Here is an 18,151-nt window from a genome sequence, read left to right as displayed (position 1 = left end):
CCGCCTCGGTCGGTATTTGTCCGCTTTAGACGTATTACGTCAATTGAAGACAGAATAGCGCGGATTTAGCTTGCGGGCGACCAGAGATTTTCAGGAGACCCTCATGCCGCAGATTGCCAAAGCCGCCGCCATTCCCGACAGCAAGCTCGCGCGCGCCATCACCGACTACATCCGTGACACCGAGACGGACCTGCTCTTCAATCATTCCAGCCGCGTCTATCATTTCGGCGCGCTGGCCGGCATTCGCCGCGGGCTGAAATTCGACCGCGAGCTGCTCTACGCAGGTGCGATGTTCCACGACATCGGCCTGATGCCGGGCCATGGCAGCAAGCACGAACGGTTCGAAGTGGACGGCGCGCACGCCGCTCGTGACTTCCTGCGCAGCCATGGCATCTCCGAAGCCGACGCCTACACGGTCTGGACCGCGATCGCGTTGCACACGACGCCGGGCGTGCCGCAGTATATGCATCCCGTCGTCGCTCTGGTGACCGCCGGCGTCGAGATGGACGTTCTCGGCCTCAGCTACGAGGATTATTCCAACGACGAACGCGAGGCGGTGGTGAAGGCGTTTCCGCGAACGCCGCACTTCAAGGAGGACATCATCCAGGCGTTCTACGACGGCATCAAGCACAGGCCGGAAACCACCTTCGGCAACGTCAAGGCCGACGTCATCGCCGACAAGGAGCCGCATTTCCATCGCGGCAATTTCTGCAGCGTCATCCGCGGCTCGCATTGGCACGGTTGAGCCGGCGCTCGGCGCTGCCGCGCGGCCCCACCGCCTCTTTCTCCAAATCACCGATCGGGAATCATCACATGAGCGACAAGCCACCCCATCTCACGCACGCGACCGGCGCTCCCGTCAGCGACAACCTGAACATCATGACCGCGGGCCGTCGTGGCCCCGCTCTTCTCCAGGACATCTGGCTGATCGAGAAGCTGGCTCATTTCGACCGCGAAGTGATCCCCGAGCGGCGGATGCATGCCAAGGGATCGGGTGCCTTCGGCAGCTTCACCGTAACCCATGACATCACCCGCTACACCAAGGCGAAGATCTTCTCGAAAGTCGGCAAGCAGACGCCGATGTTCGCGCGGTTCTCGACCGTCGCCGGCGAGCGCGGCGCGGCCGACGCCGAGCGCGACATCCGTGGCTTTGCGTTGAAATTCTACACCGAGGAAGGCAACTGGGACATGGTGGGCAACAACACCCCCGTATTCTTCTTCCGCGATCCCTTGCGCTTCCCCGATCTCAATCACGCAATCAAGCGCGACCCGCGGACGGGGATGCGCAGCGCCGACAACAACTGGGATTTCTGGACGTTGCTGCCGGAGGCGCTGCATCAAGTCACCATCGTCATGAGCGAGCGCGGCATTCCCAAGAGCTATCGTCACATGCACGGGTTCGGCAGCCATACCTACAGTTTCCTCAACGCTGCCAATGAGCGGACCTGGGTGAAGTTTCATTTCCGCACGCAGCAGGGCATCGAGAACCTGACGGACGCCGAGGCCGAGGCGCTCGTCGGCAAAGACCGCGAGTCTCATCAACGCGACCTGTTCGGGAGCATAGAACGTGGCGATTTTCCGCGCTGGACTATGTTCGTGCAGGTCATGACCGATGACCAAGCCAAAGCGCTTCCGTTCAACCCGTTCGATCTGACCAAGGTCTGGCCCAAGCCGGACTTTCCGCTGATCGAGGTCGGATATTTCGAGTTGAACCGGAATCCGGAAAACGTCTTCGCCGAGGTCGAGCAGGCGTCCTTCTCGCCGGCCCATGTCGTTCCCGGCATCGGCTTCTCGCCCGACAAGATGCTGCAGGCTCGTCTGTTCTCCTATGGAGACGCGGCGCGCTATCGCCTCGGCGTCAACCATCACCTTATTCCGGTCAATGCCCCAAATTGTCCGTATCACAGCTACCATCGCGACGGCGCAATGCGGACGGACGGCAATCTGGGGAGAACGCCGACCTATTTCCCCAACAGTCACGGCGAGTGGACCGATCAGCCCGATCTCAACGAGCCTCCGCTGGAGATCGACGGCGCCACCGCCCACTGGGATCATCGGGTCGACGACGACCACTATCAGCAGCCCGGAGACCTGTTCCGCAAGATGAACGCGGCGCAGCGGCAGGTCCTGTTCGACAACACGGCACGCGCCGTCGGCAGTGCAGCCGTCCACATCCAGGAGCGCCACATCGCGAACTGCACGAAAGCCGATCCGGCATATGGCGCCGGCGTCCGCAACGCGCTGATGCGTCTTGCCACAGTTCGCTCTGAATAGGTGCATCGACAGCATCCCCGGGGCTGCTGATTTGTCATGGGTCTCGTCTCGATTTGCCAAGGGACTTCGGCGCAAAAATTGCTAGAGGTGTGGGGATTCCTTCCTCTCGGCTGACCAGTCGGCCGTCCCTTAGCTACATCCGGAGACCACGATGCCTTTCGACTTGATCCTGCGCGGGGGGCGGGTGATCGACCCGTCCCAGAAGCTCGATGCCGTGACCGACGTCGCCTTTGCCGGCGGCAAGGTCGCTGCGATCGGCAGTGGGCTCGAGGCGGATCCGGGCACCGAGGTGCGCGACGTCTCACAGTTCATCGTGACGCCGGGGCTGATCGATCTGCACACCCATGTCTATTGGGGCGGCACCTCGCTCGGCATCGATGCCGAGGAGTTCTGCCGTCTCTCCGGCGTCACCACGGCGGTCGATACCGGCAGCGCCGGTCCGGGCAATTTCGCCGGCTTCCGCAAGCACGTGATCGAGCCGAGCCAGGTTCGCATCCTCGCTTATCTGCACGTATCGCATGCCGGCATCTTCGGCTTCTCGCACCGGATCATGGTCGGCGAGAGCGAGGAGCTGCGGCTGATGAATCCGATCGAGGCGGCCAGGGTCGCCGATGCCAACCGCGATCGCATCGTCGGCATCAAGGTGCGCGTCGGCCTGCACTCATCGGGCACGTCGGGGGCTGTGCCGCTCGATATCGCGCTGGAGGTTGCGAACGAGGTCGGCATGCCGCTGATGGCGCATATCGATCATCCGCCGCCGAGCTACGAGGAGGTGCTGGCCCGCCTGCGGCCCGGCGACGTGCTGACCCACGCGTTCCGCCCTTTCCCGAACACGCCCGCGACGGCCCAGGGCACGGTGAAGAAGGCGGTGCTGGAAGCGCGCGAGCGCGGCGTGCTGTTCGACATCGGCCACGGCAAGGGCTCGTTCGCGTTCAAGACCGCGCGCGCGATGCTCGCCAACGGCTTCTATCCCGACACCATCTCCTCCGACATCCACCAGCTCTGCATCGACGGCCCGGCCTACGACCAGGTCACGACCATGTCGAAGTTCCTGTGCATGGGCATGGAGCTGTCCGACGTGATCGCGGCCTCGACCGTGAACGCGGCGATGGCGCTGCGCCGCCCGGGGCTCGGCAGCCTCAAGCCGGGCAGCGTCGGCGACGCCACGCTGATCTCAGTCAGGCAGGGCCAGTTCGACTATGAGGACGTCGTCGGCGAGCACCTGGTCGGCGATCGCAAGATCGTCTCCGAGGGCGTCGTCATCGGCGGCCGCTGGTGGCATCCGAATTGAGCGCCCAGGGATCGAGAGGTGCATCAGGGCGCGCTGTCAGTCGCGTCCCGCCTCCATGATCGCCTTGGCGAGCCGTGCCGGATCGGAGAAGCACAGCTCATGGCTTCCCGGCACCTGCACCAGGCGGAACAGGCCGAGCTTTTCCGACAGCCGCGGATGCCAGGGATGGCTGTGCAGCATCGCGACGTCCTCGGTGCAGTTGATGTAGGATTTGGCCAGCGGCATCTCCGCCGGATTGGCCTTGAGCGCGATCTTGTCGGTGAACGTCGCGAGCGGATGCGGGTTGAGGACGTCGTAGGCGCGCTGTGCCGTCTCCAGATCGGCATCGTTGATGAACGCCTCGCGCCAGATCGGGAACGGCAAGACCACCGAGCCGTCGCCGCGCTCGGCCGCGATCGCGTCGAACAGCCCGATATAGTGCGGTGGCACCATGTCGTTGAGGCATTCGCCATTGTTGGGCACGAAGGCATTCCAGTAGACCAGACGGCGGATGCGCTCCGGCGCGATATCGGCGACGCCGGTGATGATCATGCCGCCATAGGAATGGCCGAGCAGGATGACGTCCTTGAGATTGTTCTCGGCGAGATAGTCGGCGATCGACTGGATCGCCTCCTTCAGCCCGGTCGTCTTGGCATCGCCCGGGCGGTTGCCCTTGATCGTCGGCGTATAGACCTGATGGCCGGCCGCACGGATCGGTGCGGCGACGGGCTCGAACTCGGCACCGGTGTGCCAGGCGCCATGGACGAGAACATAGGTCGACATGTTGTGACTCCTCCCGAGGGTGTGATTAGATCGGCGCATAATGGCCTTGGCTGGGCAGCGTGGCCGCGCGGCAAATCTGGACCGGTCACGAATTCGTTGCTTGGCTGGGAGTGAACCGGATTGGTCTCGGAGTGAACCGATGCAGCAGATCGAGCGCGCCATTCCGTCACGCCAATCCGCCTGGAATACTGCGGGTGTGCGGCCGACCGAGCAATTCGCGTATTATCGCGAGGCGATCTGCCAGGCCTTCATGAATCTGACGCCGGAGCCGGCGGCCGCAGCCGGCTTTCCGGCCAGCGTCGAGCACGTCCGCCTCGGCGATGCCGCGATCAACCGCGTCAGCTTTCCCGAGCACGTGGTGCGGCGCTCTGCGGCCGACATCGCGGCATCCGACCGCAGCTGCTTCTATCTCAACCTGAAGCTGGGGGGCCGCTGTCGCATCCAGCAAGATGATCGCGAGATCAGCCTTTCGTCGGGACAGGTTGGCATCTTCGACAGCGATCGGCAGTTCGCGCTTCTGCACGACCGCGGACCACAATTGCGCGTTGCCTCGTTCTGGGTGCCGGCAGAAGCCTTGCGCGAGCGCCTGCCGGCCTCCTTCGACGTCGGAGCAGCGCGCGTCTCCGACGATCCCTTCGTCGGCCATCTCATCGTCGAGACCGCGCGCACGCTCAGCGAGGGGGCGCTGCGCATGAGCGAAGACGAGGGCGTGCGGCTGTTCCGGGTTCTGATTGAGCTGGTCGCCGTGAGCCTGTCGCGGCGCAGCCGGGCAGGCGCTGCGGAGTCCGAGAGTCTTGCCGATGCAACCACGCTGGCGCTGAAGCGCGCCATCCACCGGCGGCTCCGCGAGCCCGGCCTTGCGGTTGCCGATGTCGCCGAGGCCGTCGGCATCAGCGAACGCTACGTCCACAAGCTGCTGGCGCGATCAGGCTCCAGCTTCACCGACTACGTCATTGACCACCGGCTCGACGGCGCGGCCAGGGATCTCGGGGATCCCGCGATGGCGGATCGTGCGATCGGCGCCATCGCGTTCGACTGGGGCTTCTCGGACCTCTCCCACTTCACCCGCCGCTTCAAGCAGCGCTTCGGCTGCCGGCCGCGCGACTGGCGCGCGCGGTGAGGAAGTTCGCGTGCGGGCCGCTCATGGCAACGCCGCAGCCCCGATCTCCGCTCGTCGTCCCGGATCGGCGCTCCGCTTCGCTTGTCCGGGACGACGCGTTGGGATTGCCGTGCAAGCGTGCGTGCCTCTCCCCGACAGCAATCTGATTACAGCGATCTCGCGATCAAGAGCTTCATGATCTCGTTGGTGCCGCCATAGATCTTCTGGATGCGGGAATCGATGAAGATGCGCGAGATCGGGTATTCCTGCATGTAGCCGTAGCCGCCGAACAGCTGCAGGCATTCGTCGGCGGTCTCGACCTGCTTCTCCGAGCACCAGTATTTCGCCATCGACGCCGTCACCGTGTCGAGATCCCCGGCGACCAGCCGCTCGATGCACCAGTCGACGAAGACGCGCGCGATCATCGCTTCGGTCTTGCGCTCGGCCAGCGTGAAGGCGGTGTTCTGGAAGTCCATCAGCGGTTTGCCGAACGCCTTCCGCTCTTTGGTGTACTCCGTCGTGAGCTTGACTGCCCGCTCCATCGAGGCGACGGCGCCGACCGCGAGCGCGAGCCGTTCCTGCGGCAATTGCTGCATCAGCTGGACGAAGCCCTGACCTTCCTCCTTGCCGAGCAGGTTGTCCGGCGGAACGGTCACGTTGTCGAAAAACAGCTCCGACGTATCGGACGCATGCAGGCCGATCTTGTCGAGGTTGCGCCCGCGCTTGTAGCCGTCCGCGCCCGCGGTCTCGACCACGATCAGCGAGATGCCCTTGGCACCGGCGTCGCCGGTGCGCGCGACCACGATGACGAGGTCGGCGGCCTGGCCGTTGGTGATGAACGTCTTCTGGCCGTTGATGACGTAGGAATTGCCCTGCTTCTTCGCCGTGGTCTTCACGGCCTGCAGGTCCGAGCCGGTACCGGGCTCGGTCATGGCGATGGCGCCGACCATCTCGCCGGAGGCCATCTTCGGCAGCCAGCGCGTCTTCTGCTCCTCCGAGCCGTAGTTGAGGATGTAATGCGCGACGATGGCGCTGTGCACGGAGACGCCGGTGGTCAGTTCCGGCACCGTGCTTTCGAGATCGTCCAGTACGGCCGCGTCATAGGCGAAGGTGGCACCCAGGCCGCCATATTCCTCCGGCACGCTCGCCAGCAGCGCGCCCATCTCACCGAGCCCGCGCCAGGCGAAGCGGTCGACCATCTTCTGCTCGCGCCATTTCTCGGCGTGCGGCGCCAGGTCCTTGGCGAGATATTTCCGGAACTGGTCGCGGAACGTGTCCAGCTCTTCGGTCATCCACGACGATCGGTATTGCATCGGCGCCTCGCTCTCAGACAATCAGGCCGCCGCCGGCGACGACCACCTGGCCGCTGATATAATTGGATTCCGGGCTGCAGAACAGATAGACGGCGTCGGCCGCCTCTTCCGGCGTGCCGCCGCGGCCGAGCGGGATCATGCGCGACATGGCCTCCAGCATGTGCGGCTGCACGCCCACCTTGATGTCGCGGCCCGCGACGTCGATGGTCTTCTGCTGTGCCTCGATCGGCTGGGTCAGGCGGGTATTGATCAGGCCGAAGGCGACGCAATTGACGTTGACCTTGTAGCGGCCCCACTCCTTGCACATGGTTCGGGTCAATCCGATCAGCGAGGCCTTGGCCGAGGAATAGCTGGCCTGACCGGCATTGCCGTAGAGGCCTGCGATCGAGGAGATGTTCACGACCTTGCGGAATACCTCGCGTCCTTCCTCGGCTTCCTTTCTGGCAAAAACGCGGATCGGCTCGGCGGCCGCACGCAGGATCCGAAACGGGGCGACCAGATGGACGTCGAGCATGGCTTGAAACTGCTCGTCCGTCATCTTCTGGATGGTGGAGTCCCAAGTGTAGCCGGCATTGTTGACGACGATGTCGAGCCCGCCGAACTTGTCCAGCGCGGCGCCGACGAAGCGGTCGGCGAAACCCGCTTCCGCGACGCTGCCGTTCACGGCAACGGCGTCGCCGCCGAGCGCCTTGATCTCCGCCACAACGGCGTCGCCCGGTTCGGCATCGAGGTCGTTGACGACGACCCTGGCGCCTTCGCGCGCGAGCTTGAGTGCGATCGCACGTCCGATACCGCGGCCCGAGCCGGTGACGAGCGCGACCTTTCCTTGTAGCTTTGCCATGTGGTCTCCCTGGATTCTGTTACAGCGCGATGACGGCGCTGCCGTCGAGCTTGACCTCGCCGCGTTCGTCCCTGGTGGTGAGCGCGAGCCTTGCGCGCCGCTCGCCGGCTTCGGCGAAGAGCTCGGTCACGGTGCCTTCGCAAGTCAGCCTGGCGCCGAGCTGAGTTATCGAGACGAAGCGGGTCGCAAAGCTGCGGAGCTTCGGCGGCGGGACCGCATCCGTGAGCGCCTGTCCGAGATAGGCCATGACCAGCATGCCGTGGGCGAACACGTCAGGAAATCCGGCCGCCTTGGCAAAGTCGATATCGACGTGGATCGGGTTGTGATCGCCCGATGCGCCGCAATAGAGCGCGAGCGTGTGGCGGGTGATCGGCGGAAAGACCTTGTGGACGATGCGGTCGCCTTCCTTGATGTCTCCGGATGCCGTCATGACGCCACCTCGTTGCGGACGACGATGGTGCGCGCGGTATCGGCGACGTGCACGCCGTCCTGGTTGGTCACCTCGCATCGGATGCCGATCAGCGTCATCGCACCGCCCTTCTTCTCCGTCACGCTGGTCACGCGTGGCCGAAACGTCAGGGTATCGCCGACCAGAACCGGCGCGTGATAGACGAAGCTCTGCTCGCCATGCAGCACGCGGGCGAGATCGATGCCGAGCGCGCTGAACATTTCGAAGGGGTGGTCGACGTCCATCATCTCCAGGCAGAACAAATAGGTCGGCGGCACCGGCATGCCGGTGAACCCGGCCGACCGGGCAGCATTCGCATCGCGGTAGACCGGATTCTTTTCACCCAGCGTGTTGAGGAAGTAGCGAAGACGGCCAGGCTCCACGCGCGCGGTGACGGGCGTGAAGCTGCGCCCTACGGCGGACTGATCGACCATGCGGATATCAATGCCGCTTGTAGAGCGTGACGACGCAGGCGCCGCCAAGGCCCAGATTGTGCTGAAGCGCGACCTTGGCACCCTCGACCTGCGTGGCGCCGGCCGTGCCACGCAGCTGCCGCGTCAGCTCGTAGCACTGCGCAAGCCCGGTGGCGCCGAGCGGATGTCCCTTCGACAGCAATCCGCCGGACGGATTGGTCACGATCCGGCCGCCATAGGTGTTGTCGCCGTCATTGATGAACTTGCCGGCCTCGCCCTCGCCGCAGAGGCCGAGCGCCTCGTAGGTGATGAGCTCGTTGTGGGCAAAGCAGTCGTGCAGCTCGACGACATCGAGATCGTCCGGCCCGATGCCGGCGCTTTCATAAACCCGGCCTGCCGCTTCTTTCGCCATGTCGTAGCCGACCAGCTGCATCATGTCGCCGGCCTTGAAGGTCGAGGGCGTGTCGGTGGTCATGGCCTGCGCCGCGATGCGCACCTCCTTCCCGATGTCGTGCTTGTCCGCGAACCGCTCCGACACCAGCACGGCCGCGGCGCCGCCGCAGGTCGGCGGGCATGCCATCAGGCGCGTCATCACGCCCGGCCAGATCACCTGGTCGCTCATCACGTCGTCGGCGGTGACTTCCTTGCGGAAGAGTGCGAGCGGATTGTTCCTGGCATGGCGGCTCGCCTTGGCGCGCACCTTGGCGAAGGCGTCGAGCGGCGTGCCGTATTTCTTCATGTGGCTGAGGCCGGCGCCGCCAAAATAGCGCAGCGCCAGCGGAATACCGGGAGCATCGATCAGCTGGTCCGCAGCCGCGTCGAATTCCTCGAACGCGCTCGGGCGATCGGTATAGACGCTGCCGAGCGCGCCGGGCTTCATCTGCTCGAAGCCGACCGCCAGCACGCAGTCGAGTGCGCCGCTCGCGATCGTCTGCCGCGCCATGAACAGCGCGGTCGAGCCGGTCGAGCAGTTGTTGTTGACGTTGATGATGGGGATGCCGGTCATCCCGACAGGATAGAGCGCGCGCTGCCCGCAGGTGGAATCGCCGTAGACGTAGCCGGCATAGGCCTGCTGCACCTTGTCGTAGCCGAGGCCGGCATCGGCGAGCGCCAGCTTGACCGCTTCCGTCCCCATCTCGTGATAGGGCGCGCTGGCGCCCGGCTTGGCGAAGGGGATCATGCCGACCCCTGCGACGATCACGTCAGACATGGCTTCCTCCAGAAAATTACCCATTGGACTTTTTCTTACCCGTGGGTAACATATCGGTCGATGCCCACGAGAGTCAACCGACCGAGCATGGATTCAGCGCCGCCCGCTCCGCCCTCATCGCCGCCGCCGTCGCCCTGGCTGCCGTTCGAGAGCCGCCGCCGCGCCCGGGACGAGAAGCGCGAGGCGGTGCTGCGCGCCGCCGTGCAGCTGTTCCTGGAGCAGGGCTATCATCGCGTGACGCTGAACGAGGTCGCTGAGCGGCTGAACATCACCAAGCCCGCGCTCTATAATTATTTCCGGGGCAAGGACGAGATCCTGTTCGAATGCTGGTCGATGGGCGCCGAGCTCGTCGACAGCGTCATCACGGAGATCAACGCCGGCGGTGGTTCGGGCCTCGCCAAGCTGCGCAAGCTGGTGCACGCCTATGCCGGGCTGATGGCGACCGATTTCGGCGCGAGCTTGGTGCGTTTCGATCTGCGCGACCTGACCGAGCGGAACGCCGGTGTCGCGCGCGCCGCCAAGAAGCGCATCGACGCCACGTTCCGGAAGTATATCTCCGGAGGCATCGACGACGGCTCGATCAGGCCTTGCGACCCCAAGCTTGCAGCGTTCGCGATCGCGGGCGCGCTCAACTGGATCGGCCATTGGTATCGCCGTGACGGCGGGCTGTCGCCGAACGAAATCGCCGACGAATTCACGGTTCGGCTGACGGAAGGCCTGGCGACCGAGGGCCGGCAGCAGATGACAAAGAAGACGCCGAGAGCGCCGCAACAGCGCAACTCAACGCGCGGGACGATAGGGAAGAAGCGTACAGGAGGAGGAACGCGATGAACATCACGCACGGGCTGCGGCGCGCGCTGCAGATCAACCCGCACGGGCTAGCCACCGTCTATGGCCCGCGGCGCCGCAGCTGGGGCGAGCTCGGCGAGCGCGTCGCGAAGCTGGCCGGCGGCCTGCGCTCGCGCGGCGTCCGCGATGGCGATCGCGTCGCCGTACTGTCCTTCAACTCGGACCGCTATCTCGAGCTCTATCTGGCGACGGGCTGGGCCGGCGGCGTGATCGTGCCGCTCAACATCCGCTGGAGCGCCCTTGAAAACGAAGATGCACTGCGCGACTGCCGCGCCTCCGTGCTGCTGGTCGACAAGGCCTTCGCGCAGGTCGGCGCGCAACTCGCCGGCGCCATTCCGGGGCTGCAGCTGGTCTATGCCGACGACGGCGAGGTGCCGGCCGGAATGGAAAGCTATGAGGATCTGGTCGCGGGCAACGCTCCGGTCGCCGATGCTATGCGCAAGGGCGAGGATCTCGCCGGCATCTTCTACACCGGCGGCACCACCGGGCGTTCCAAGGGCGTGATGCTCAGCCACCAGAACCTGATGGCCAACGCGCTCAATGCTCTCGGCGAAGGACTGTTTCCGGCGAGCACGACCTATCTGCATGCTGCGCCGATGTTTCACCTCGCCAACGGTGCGGCGATGTATTCGCTGCTGCTCTCCGGCGGCTCAAACGTGATCGTTCAGGGCTTCACCCCTGAAGGGGTGATGGCCGCGATGCAAAACGAGCGCGTGACCGACGTGCTGCTGGTGCCCACGATGATCCAGATGTTCGTCGATCACCCCGCGATCGGCAACTACGATCTGTCTTCGCTCAAGCACATCATCTACGGGGCCTCGCCGATCAGCGAGGCGGTGCTCGACCGTGCCGCGCGCGCACTGCCGCATGTGCGTTTCACCCAGGCTTATGGCATGACCGAATTGTCGCCGATCGCGACGCTGCTGCACGCCGGTGAGCATGTCGGGGAGGGGCGCCGAAAGGGACGTCATCGCGGTGCCGGCCGTGCCACGCTCGGTTGCGAGGTCCGGATCGTCGACGAGAACGACCGGCCGGTGCCGGCAGGGGCCGTCGGCGAGATCGTGGTGCGCGGCGACACCGTGATGATGGGCTATTGGGAGCGGCCGGAGGAGACCGCGCGTGCCGTCGTCGATGGCTGGATGCACACGGGCGATGGCGGCTACATGGACGAGGACGGGTTCATCTATGTCGTCGACCGCGTGAAGGACATGATCATCTCGGGCGGCGAGAATGTGTACTCGGTCGAGGTCGAGAACGCGCTGGCGCAGCATCCGTCGGTGCTGCAATGCGCCGTCATCGGGATTCCCAATGAGCAATGGGGAGAGCAGGTCCATGCCGTCGTGGTCAGACGCAGCGGCGTGGAAGTTTCGGCCGGCGAGCTCATCGAGTTCTCGAAGACGTTGATTGCCGGCTACAAATGTCCCCGCAGTATCGAGATCACGGAGACACCGCTGCCGCTGTCGGGCGCGGGCAAGGTGCTGAAGCGCGAGCTGCGCCGGCCGTTCTGGGAGGGGAGGGAACGGCGGGTCAGCTGACGGCTTCCGCGCGTTACGGCATGCGCGTCGAGGACGCGTGAAGATTGATGTTTCCAGATCGCGGTCGCGCGAGTATCTCTTGCAGGACTCATCGGGAACGTCCAATCTTGATCCAGAGGCGAGAGCTCAAGCTCGACATCGAGCGCATCGGTACGGTCTCGGCGATCCTGACTCAGCCGGGCCGTGCCCGCGCCTGTTACGTGCTGGCGCACGGTGCGGGCGCCGATATGCGGCACTCCTTCATGGAGAAGGTCGCAGAAGGCCTCGCGAGCCGCGGCATCGCGACCTTCCGCTTCAATTTCCCGTACATGGAAAAGAAGCAGGGGCGCCCGGACCAGCCCGCGGTCGCACACGCCGCCATCCGCGCCGCGGTCGAGGAGGCGACGCGGCGCTGTCCTGGATTGAAGCTCGTTGCCGGCGGCAAGTCGTTCGGCGGGCGCATGACCTCGCAGGCGCAGTCGAAGGCACCGCTGCCCGGTGTCAAAGGGCTCGCCTTCCTCGGCTTTCCCCTGCATGCCGACAAGAAGCCGTCCAGCGAGCGCGCAGAGCACCTCGCCGGCATCGCAATCCCCATGCTGTTCCTGCAAGGTACGCGCGACGGGCTTGCCGATCTCGGCCATCTCAGGCCCGTGATCAAGACGCTCGGCGCGAGGGCGACGCTGCATGAAGTCGAAGGCGGCGATCACTCCTTCGCGGTCCTGAGAAAGTCGGGCCGCAGCAACGACGAAGCGCTGACGGAAGTGCTGGATGCGCTCGCGACCTGGATCGACGAGCTCGCCTGAGCTTCACGCCGCATAAAGCCCCTTGTCGCGCGCCTTCTGGATCGCCAGCGCGGCGATCAGGTCGAGCGTCGGCGTCGACAAGCCGGCGGTACGCGCGAAGGCCTGGGGCGCCTTCACCAGCACGTCGATCTCCATGGCGCGGCCAAGCTCGTAGTCCTGGAGCAGCGACGGCTTGTGATTGGGGGCGGGGCCGCTGCGGGTCACGCGCTTGACCTCGGGAATGAAGTGCTGGGCGATCTCGTTGGCCTCGCTCAGCATGCGTGGAATCACCTCCGCAAAGGCGGGGTCGTCGCGCACGCCGCGCGCGGTCTGGCCGGTGAGCAGGCACAGCACCGAGAGCGACATGTTGGTCAGCAGCTTTGACCAGATCGCTTCGCGTATCTCGGCCACCGGCGGCGATTCCAGCCTGGCATCGTTGAGGACGTTGCGGAGCCTCGTGATGCGCTCGCAATTGCGATCGTCGCATTCGCCGATCAAGACGCGATTGCGGTCCGGCGTCAGGTTCTGCACCACGCCCGGCGCGGTCACTTCGTTCGAGGAGAAGATCACGCCGCCGATGATCCGCTCTTTCGGGATGCAGGCGCGCAAGCGTCCGCCGGGATCGAGGAAGGAAATGTCCGGCGGCGTCGGGTGCCGCGGCGGCAGGCCGATGCCGTACCACCAGGGAATGCCGTTCTGCGCGAACACGATCGCGGTGTCGTCCTGGAGCAACGGCTTGATGCTGCCGACCAGCCCCGGAAGCGCGGTGGCCTTCAGTGTCGAGATCACGACGTCCTGCGGGCCGAGCTGGGCCGGGTCGCCCGAGGCGTTCACCCTGGCGCCGACCTCGGAATCGCCGACGCGTAGCTTGAGCCCGCCTGCGCGAGCCGCCTCCAGATGCGCCCCTCGCATGACGCACGAGACCTCGTGGCCCGCGCGCGCCAGCCGCACCGCAATGTGGCTGCCGACGGCGCCCGCGCCGAAAATGCAGATGCGCATGATGAGTCCTGTCCCTTGATGCCGCCCCGCGCCAGCATGACACAAGCCGCCATGCGATGGACGCGACCGCCCTACGCTGGAAAGCTATGGATCAAGCGACGCGGCCTCGGCCATAGTGCGGGGCAAACAAACGACCGGAGGGACCGCCGATGACCGCCAACCCGGTGCTGTGGAGCCTCGATGAACGCGGGGTTGCGACCGTCACGTTGAACCGGCCGGAGGTCAACAACGCCTATGACGGCGCGCTGATCGCCGGCGTGCTCGCGGCCATGGATGATCTCGGCAGAAAGCCGAACCTGCGCGTCGTCGTGCTCAGGGGCAACGGCAGGCATTTCCAGGCCGGCGCCGATCTCAAATGGATCAACGGCGTGCGGCCGCAATCGGCTGAAGCGAACGAGGCGGCGTCGCGGGCCACCTTTGAGGCGGTGCAGCGGCTCAACACGCTGCCAATCCCGACCGTCGCGCTGGTGCAGGGCGGCTGCTTTGGCGGCGGTACCGGCGTGATCGCGGCCTGCGATGTCGTGATCGCCGCGGACAACGCCCTGTTCTCGATCACCGAAGTGCGCTGGGGCCTGACCGCGGCGATCATCATCCCGCAGCTCTGCGACGCCATCGGCGTCCGGCAGGTGCGCCGCTACGCGCTGACCGGCGAGCGCTTCGGTGCCGAGGACGCCCGTCGCATCGGCCTCGTCCACGATGTAGTGCCGCTCGCCGAACTCGACGCCGCCGGCAGCAAGGTGGTCGAGCAATTGCTCGCCAACGGGCCCGAGGCGATGGCTGAGACCAAGAAGCTCGCGCTGGAAAGCTCGTTCGGCGGTATGGCCGTGGACGATGCCGCTTACACCCGGCTCGTGCGGCTACATTCGCTCAAGCGCCAGAGCGCCGAGGCGGCGGAAGGGCTGGCCTCATTCGCGGAGAAGCGGGCGGCGAACTGGGGCGGCTAGGCCGCCCGCTCTTTCGTCCGCAGCGATTGACGAGTTTTCATGAGCGCAAAACCCAGCAGATTGAGCCCGGGCCAAGCATGCGGGTCTCCGGCTCGCTTGTCGTCGGCGGCAAGACCGATTCCCCAAATGCTGTCGACGGGACTGGCTTCCACAAGGACGGTCTCGCCGGTCGCGAGCAGCCAGTCTCTGAGCTCGGGATTTTGACCGAACTTTGCCAGATTGCCGCGCACTGCCACATCGAAGCGATGAGCGATCCAGCGCTCATCGTCGTAGTTTTTCACCAATCGACCGAGCTTTTTCGCCTGCGATGGAGCAGGTGCAGCAAGGATGGCGTCGAGGGTGTCTCGATCCCCAAAGAGTTCGGCTTTCTGCGCCATCATGTAGTGTTCGGCCGTTGCATAGGCCTGGCCATCAATGATGAACGTCGCTGGCCACCACTGGCTGAGCACGTGCTTGTCGACCCTGTGATCCTTGGGCGTGTGTCCCCAGAAGAAAAGAAACTCCGCAACCCATCCAGAGCTGACGGCACTCTTCAGTGCGTCCAACCCGTCGATTTGCATCCAGCCTCTCCTCCCATCACGATGGTCCGCTCAGCAGCCGCGGCAGATGTTGTTGATGCTGCGATAAACTGCGTCGTCGTTCTGCCGCAGCTGGCGCATCGTTTCGAGTGTCTTGCTCTCGTCCGCCGCAGGTGCAGGTTTGCGCTTTGTAGCCAGCTCTTCCTCCTGACGCTTGTAGCAGGCCTCGCGATCAGGCTTGGCCTGGATGAAGCGGCAGTTCTGCTCGAGGGCTGCGGCGGGCGTGGTTGAGAGCGCGAGGACGACGACGGCGGGCAGGGCATGTTTCAAGAGCATCGAATCCCTTCGTTGAGATGAGCGCGGCACATGTAGCCCGGATGAGCGAAGCGACATCCGGGAATGCAGCGGGCGGTCCCGCATATCGCTTCGCTCATGCGGGCTACGGCCTCCGCCTACATGGTGTACCTTCTCTCAGGTCCATTCTGCGAGAGCAACCGCCATCTTGTGACACCTTCGCGACGCAGCCTACAGCGACCGCGCCAGTAACGTTTTCAGCAGGGTGAGCAGCGCCTGCACCGCGGCGGCATTGCGCCGCCGCTCGGGAATCGCGGCCTTCACCCACAATTCGGGAATCGGAAAGTCGCGCAGCACCGGCTTGAGCGTGCCGTCGCGTAATGAGTCCGCGACGAGATAATGCGAGAGCAGCGCGATCCCGTTGCCAGCGATGGCGCTGCGCGCCAATACATGGCCCTCGTTGGACGACAGCAGCGGGCTGACCTGGACGCTGATGCGGCCGCGCGGTCCGTCGAAGACCCATTCGGGGCCGGTCGGCATGAAACTGAGGCAGCGATGCTCGACGAGGTCGCGCGGATGTTTTGGTGTGCCGTGCTTCTTCAGGTAAGCCGGCGAGGCGCAGAGCAGCCGCTTCAGCGGGCACAATGGCTCGTCGATGACGCCGCCGAAGGAATGCGGGAAGGCGCCGATGGCGATGTCAAAACCTTCGGCCACAGGATCGACCGGACGATCGATCAGCACGATCTCGAGTTTTAGCCGCGGGTTCTGGGTCTGGAAGGCGCTGAAGGCATCGGCGAGGCGCGCCACGGTCAGCGAGGTCGGCGCCTTGATGCGCAGGTGATCGACGAGGTCGTGGCCCTTCTCGCCCATGCGCGAGAGCAGGTCGGTGGCGTCGGCCACGACGCCACGCGCGCGATGCACATAGCGCTGCCCGGCTTCGGTGAGCCGCAATTGCCGCGTCGAACGATGAAACAGCGGCGTGCCGATTCGGGCCTCCAGTTGCGTGACGCGCTTGGCGACGACCGAGGTCGAAACATTGAGCTTTCGTGCAGCGGCGGAGAAGCCGGCCGCATCCGCGGTGGCGAGGAAGGCCTGAAGGTTCACCAGGATGTCCATATCCACCTTTCTCGATTCGCGAAAGCTGATCGCGTATTTTGGTAGATTGTAGCTTGCTGCGCGTTAATTCATAGTCGCCCTCAAGCAAGAGATTTCGGGAGCGGACGCGCCATGCGGGCCACGATGATCGAAGAGCCGGCACGACAAGTGCCGCTCTATGGCGAATACGAAGTTGTCGTGCTCGGCGGCGGACCGGCCGGCATCGTGGCGGCAGCGTCAGCGGCGCGCGCGGGACGGAAGACGCTGCTGATCGAGCGTTACGGCTTCCTCGGCGGCATGGGCACCGCGGCCGGCGTCACCAATTTCTGCGGCCTGCATGGCAATGTCCATGGCGAGCACCGGCGGCTGGTGCAGGGCATGGCGTCGGATCTGTTGGCGCGGATTGATCGGCTGAACGGCCTCAACACGCCGCATCTGATCCTCGGCAAGGTCTTCGCGCAGGCCTATGACACCGCCGCGTACAAGATCGCCGCTGACCAGCTTCTCGCCAGTCACAAGGTGCACATCCTCTTTCATGCGCTCGGTGCCGGCGTCGTGATGGGCGATGACCGCCGCGTTGACGCTCTGCTGGTGGAGACCAAGGGCGGCCGGCAGGCGGTGCGATCAGAAATCTTCATCGACTGCTCGGGCGATGGCTATCTCGCCGTGTGGGCCGGCGCGCCGTTCGAGATCGGCGACGAGCAGGGGCATCCGCTCTATCCCTCGATGATGCTCCGCCTCAACGGCATCGATCCCGGGAAGGCGGGCGAGGCCTGGCGGACCATCCCGCAACTGATGGAGAAGGCGGTCGCGGCCGGCACGCACACATTCCCGCGCAAGAGCGCCATCGTGCGGCCGCAAAAATCCGGCATCGAATGGCGCGTGAACTTTACGCAGGTTGCGCGCGAGGATGGCCACGCCATCAACGGCATCGAGCCCGACGATCTCACCCGCGGTGAGATCGAGGGCCGCAAGCAGGCGCTCGCCGCGTTCGAATTCCTGCGCAGCACCGTACCGGGCTTTGAAAAATCCTACATCGTCGACCTGCCGCCGCAGCTCGGCATCCGCGAGACCCGCCGCATCGAGGGCGGTTATCAGCTCAGCGGCGAGGACGTGCTCGGCTGCGCCTCGTTCGAGGATTCGATTGGCGTTAACGGCTGGCCGATCGAGGCCCATGTTCCCGGCGACGTCGTCTTCACATTTCCGCCAATTCCGGAATCGCGCGGCTACAACGAGCTGCCCTACCGGATGCTGGTGCCCCAGGGCGTCGACAATCTCCTGGTCGCCGGCCGTTGTGCCTCGATGACACATGAAGGCCAGTCGGCGGCGCGTGTCTCCGGTGCCTGTTTCGTGATGGGCGAGGCTGCCGGTTCCGCCGCCGCGCTGGCGCTCTCCGGAAACCGAATCCCGCGTGACATCCCCATTGAAAAGCTGCAGGAAACGTTGAAGCAACAGGGCGCCTTCATCGGGCGGGACCAGGCCGTCCCCGAAGGGCTGTAGCGGAC

At 65.1% G+C, this 18,151-nt stretch carries 19 protein-coding genes; 9 read left to right on the top strand and 10 right to left on the bottom strand.

The window, feature by feature from the left end; translation table 11 throughout:
* Positions 1-103 precede the first annotated feature (103 nt).
* From IVB23_RS18650 to IVB23_RS18640, 3 genes are all read left to right on the top strand, one after another.
* Positions 104-745, top strand: a complete 642-nt coding sequence (locus tag IVB23_RS18650) for an HD domain-containing protein (RefSeq protein ID WP_197968996.1) — start codon at positions 104-106, stop codon at positions 743-745.
* Between the two features lie 68 nt (positions 746-813).
* Positions 814-2,274, top strand: a complete 1,461-nt coding sequence (locus IVB23_RS18645; RefSeq protein WP_247804609.1) for a catalase — start codon at positions 814-816, stop codon at positions 2,272-2,274.
* A gap of 151 nt (positions 2,275-2,425) precedes the next feature.
* A complete protein-coding gene (locus IVB23_RS18640) occupies positions 2,426-3,565 on the top strand; it encodes an amidohydrolase/deacetylase family metallohydrolase (protein WP_247804607.1) in 1,140 nt (379 codons plus the stop codon).
* A 36-nt stretch (positions 3,566-3,601) separates the two neighbouring features.
* On the opposite strand, the gene IVB23_RS18635 is transcribed toward IVB23_RS18640, so the two are convergent.
* Positions 3,602-4,327 carry an alpha/beta hydrolase gene (locus IVB23_RS18635; protein ID WP_247804606.1) on the bottom strand — a complete coding sequence of 242 codons (726 nt, stop codon included), beginning with the start codon at positions 4,325-4,327 and terminating at the stop codon, positions 3,602-3,604.
* Between the two features lie 139 nt (positions 4,328-4,466).
* Between IVB23_RS18635 and IVB23_RS18630 the strand changes: the two genes are divergently transcribed.
* Positions 4,467-5,447, top strand: a complete 981-nt coding sequence (locus IVB23_RS18630) for a helix-turn-helix domain-containing protein (protein WP_247804604.1) — start codon at positions 4,467-4,469, stop codon at positions 5,445-5,447.
* 146 nt (positions 5,448-5,593) lie between these two features.
* Here IVB23_RS18630 and IVB23_RS18625 read toward each other — a convergent pair whose 3' ends face one another.
* Genes IVB23_RS18625 through IVB23_RS18605 form a run of 5 tightly spaced genes read right to left on the bottom strand, consistent with a single transcriptional unit; the run spans position 5,594 to position 9,651 of the window.
* Positions 5,594-6,739, bottom strand: a complete 1,146-nt coding sequence (locus IVB23_RS18625; RefSeq protein WP_247804602.1) for an acyl-CoA dehydrogenase family protein — start codon at positions 6,737-6,739, stop codon at positions 5,594-5,596.
* Positions 6,740-6,752: 13 nt separating this feature from the next.
* A complete protein-coding gene (locus IVB23_RS18620) occupies positions 6,753-7,580 on the bottom strand; it encodes an SDR family oxidoreductase (protein ID WP_247804601.1) in 828 nt (275 codons plus the stop codon).
* Positions 7,581-7,599: 19 nt separating this feature from the next.
* Complete coding sequence (locus IVB23_RS18615; RefSeq protein WP_247804599.1) at positions 7,600-8,010, bottom strand: MaoC family dehydratase; 411 nt, start codon at positions 8,008-8,010, stop codon at positions 7,600-7,602.
* Entirely contained in the window at positions 8,007-8,462 is a 456-nt protein-coding gene (locus IVB23_RS18610; protein ID WP_247804598.1) for a MaoC family dehydratase N-terminal domain-containing protein, read from the bottom strand. The genes IVB23_RS18615 and IVB23_RS18610 overlap by 4 nt, the downstream gene beginning before the upstream one ends.
* Positions 8,463-8,469: 7 nt before the next feature.
* Entirely contained in the window at positions 8,470-9,651 is a 1,182-nt protein-coding gene (locus IVB23_RS18605) for a lipid-transfer protein (RefSeq protein ID WP_247804597.1), read from the bottom strand.
* Positions 9,652-9,738: 87 nt separating this feature from the next.
* Between IVB23_RS18605 and IVB23_RS18600 the strand changes: the two genes are divergently transcribed.
* From IVB23_RS18600 to IVB23_RS18590, 3 genes are all read left to right on the top strand, one after another.
* The gene (locus IVB23_RS18600; protein WP_247804595.1) at positions 9,739-10,482 is read left to right on the top strand and encodes a TetR/AcrR family transcriptional regulator; all 744 of its coding nucleotides are present in this window, start codon (positions 9,739-9,741) and stop codon (positions 10,480-10,482) included.
* A complete protein-coding gene (locus IVB23_RS18595; protein WP_247804594.1) occupies positions 10,479-12,035 on the top strand; it encodes a long-chain fatty acid--CoA ligase in 1,557 nt (518 codons plus the stop codon). The genes IVB23_RS18600 and IVB23_RS18595 overlap by 4 nt, the downstream gene beginning before the upstream one ends.
* 104 nt (positions 12,036-12,139) lie before the next feature.
* A complete protein-coding gene (locus tag IVB23_RS18590; protein ID WP_247804929.1) occupies positions 12,140-12,817 on the top strand; it encodes an alpha/beta family hydrolase in 678 nt (225 codons plus the stop codon).
* 3 nt (positions 12,818-12,820) lie between these two features.
* Here the strand turns inward: IVB23_RS18590 and IVB23_RS18585 are convergent, their stop codons facing one another.
* Positions 12,821-13,795, bottom strand: coding sequence for a ketopantoate reductase family protein (locus IVB23_RS18585; RefSeq protein WP_247804593.1), 975 nt, complete (start codon positions 13,793-13,795; stop codon positions 12,821-12,823).
* Positions 13,796-13,944: 149 nt separating this feature from the next.
* On the opposite strand from IVB23_RS18585, the gene IVB23_RS18580 reads away from it, so the two are divergent.
* Complete coding sequence (locus IVB23_RS18580; RefSeq protein ID WP_247804591.1) at positions 13,945-14,739, top strand: enoyl-CoA hydratase-related protein; 795 nt, start codon at positions 13,945-13,947, stop codon at positions 14,737-14,739.
* Here IVB23_RS18580 and IVB23_RS18575 read toward each other — a convergent pair.
* The 3 genes from IVB23_RS18575 to IVB23_RS18565 all read right to left on the bottom strand — a co-directional run bounded on the left by IVB23_RS18575 (position 14,736) and on the right by IVB23_RS18565 (position 16,667).
* Entirely contained in the window at positions 14,736-15,299 is a 564-nt protein-coding gene (locus IVB23_RS18575) for an NADAR family protein (protein WP_131872533.1), read from the bottom strand. The genes IVB23_RS18580 and IVB23_RS18575 overlap by 4 nt on opposite strands.
* Positions 15,300-15,329: 30 nt before the next feature.
* On the bottom strand, positions 15,330-15,593 hold the full coding sequence (locus IVB23_RS18570) for a hypothetical protein (RefSeq protein WP_247804589.1): 264 nt from the start codon (positions 15,591-15,593) through the stop codon (positions 15,330-15,332).
* 189 nt (positions 15,594-15,782) lie between these two features.
* Entirely contained in the window at positions 15,783-16,667 is an 885-nt protein-coding gene (locus IVB23_RS18565) for a LysR family transcriptional regulator (RefSeq protein WP_197969008.1), read from the bottom strand.
* A gap of 111 nt (positions 16,668-16,778) precedes the next feature.
* Between IVB23_RS18565 and IVB23_RS18560 the strand changes: the two genes are divergently transcribed.
* The gene (locus IVB23_RS18560; RefSeq protein ID WP_247804588.1) at positions 16,779-18,146 is read left to right on the top strand and encodes an FAD-dependent oxidoreductase; all 1,368 of its coding nucleotides are present in this window, start codon (positions 16,779-16,781) and stop codon (positions 18,144-18,146) included.
* Positions 18,147-18,151 lie beyond the last annotated feature (5 nt).

The sequence above is a fragment of the Bradyrhizobium sp. 191 genome (genome assembly GCF_023100985.1).
In the GTDB taxonomy this organism is placed as follows: Bacteria; Pseudomonadota; Alphaproteobacteria; order Rhizobiales; family Xanthobacteraceae; genus Bradyrhizobium; species Bradyrhizobium diversitatis.
This window is presented reverse-complemented; position numbering and strand designations above follow the sequence as displayed.

Excerpts from the sequence above, each read along its gene's own strand:
- IVB23_RS18650 (WP_197968996.1), top strand. The coding sequence starts at position 104 with ATGCCGCAGATTGCCAAAGCCGCCGCCATTCCCGACAGCAAGCTCGCG.
- IVB23_RS18645 (WP_247804609.1), top strand. The coding sequence starts at position 814 with ATGAGCGACAAGCCACCCCATCTCACGCACGCGACCGGCGCTCCCGTC.
- IVB23_RS18640 (WP_247804607.1), top strand. The coding sequence starts at position 2,426 with ATGCCTTTCGACTTGATCCTGCGCGGGGGGCGGGTGATCGACCCGTCC.
- IVB23_RS18635 (WP_247804606.1), bottom strand. The coding sequence starts at position 4,327 with ATGTCGACCTATGTTCTCGTCCATGGCGCCTGGCACACCGGTGCCGAG.
- IVB23_RS18630 (WP_247804604.1), top strand. The coding sequence starts at position 4,467 with ATGCAGCAGATCGAGCGCGCCATTCCGTCACGCCAATCCGCCTGGAAT.
- IVB23_RS18625 (WP_247804602.1), bottom strand. The coding sequence starts at position 6,739 with ATGCAATACCGATCGTCGTGGATGACCGAAGAGCTGGACACGTTCCGC.
- IVB23_RS18620 (WP_247804601.1), bottom strand. The coding sequence starts at position 7,580 with ATGGCAAAGCTACAAGGAAAGGTCGCGCTCGTCACCGGCTCGGGCCGC.
- IVB23_RS18615 (WP_247804599.1), bottom strand. The coding sequence starts at position 8,010 with ATGACGGCATCCGGAGACATCAAGGAAGGCGACCGCATCGTCCACAAG.
- IVB23_RS18610 (WP_247804598.1), bottom strand. The coding sequence starts at position 8,462 with ATGGTCGATCAGTCCGCCGTAGGGCGCAGCTTCACGCCCGTCACCGCG.
- IVB23_RS18605 (WP_247804597.1), bottom strand. The coding sequence starts at position 9,651 with ATGTCTGACGTGATCGTCGCAGGGGTCGGCATGATCCCCTTCGCCAAG.
- IVB23_RS18600 (WP_247804595.1), top strand. The coding sequence starts at position 9,739 with ATGGATTCAGCGCCGCCCGCTCCGCCCTCATCGCCGCCGCCGTCGCCC.
- IVB23_RS18595 (WP_247804594.1), top strand. The coding sequence starts at position 10,479 with ATGAACATCACGCACGGGCTGCGGCGCGCGCTGCAGATCAACCCGCAC.
- IVB23_RS18585 (WP_247804593.1), bottom strand. The coding sequence starts at position 13,795 with ATGCGCATCTGCATTTTCGGCGCGGGCGCCGTCGGCAGCCACATTGCG.
- IVB23_RS18580 (WP_247804591.1), top strand. The coding sequence starts at position 13,945 with ATGACCGCCAACCCGGTGCTGTGGAGCCTCGATGAACGCGGGGTTGCG.
- IVB23_RS18575 (WP_131872533.1), bottom strand. The coding sequence starts at position 15,299 with ATGCAAATCGACGGGTTGGACGCACTGAAGAGTGCCGTCAGCTCTGGA.
- IVB23_RS18570 (WP_247804589.1), bottom strand. The coding sequence starts at position 15,593 with ATGCTCTTGAAACATGCCCTGCCCGCCGTCGTCGTCCTCGCGCTCTCA.
- IVB23_RS18565 (WP_197969008.1), bottom strand. The coding sequence starts at position 16,667 with ATGGACATCCTGGTGAACCTTCAGGCCTTCCTCGCCACCGCGGATGCG.
- IVB23_RS18560 (WP_247804588.1), top strand. The coding sequence starts at position 16,779 with ATGCGGGCCACGATGATCGAAGAGCCGGCACGACAAGTGCCGCTCTAT.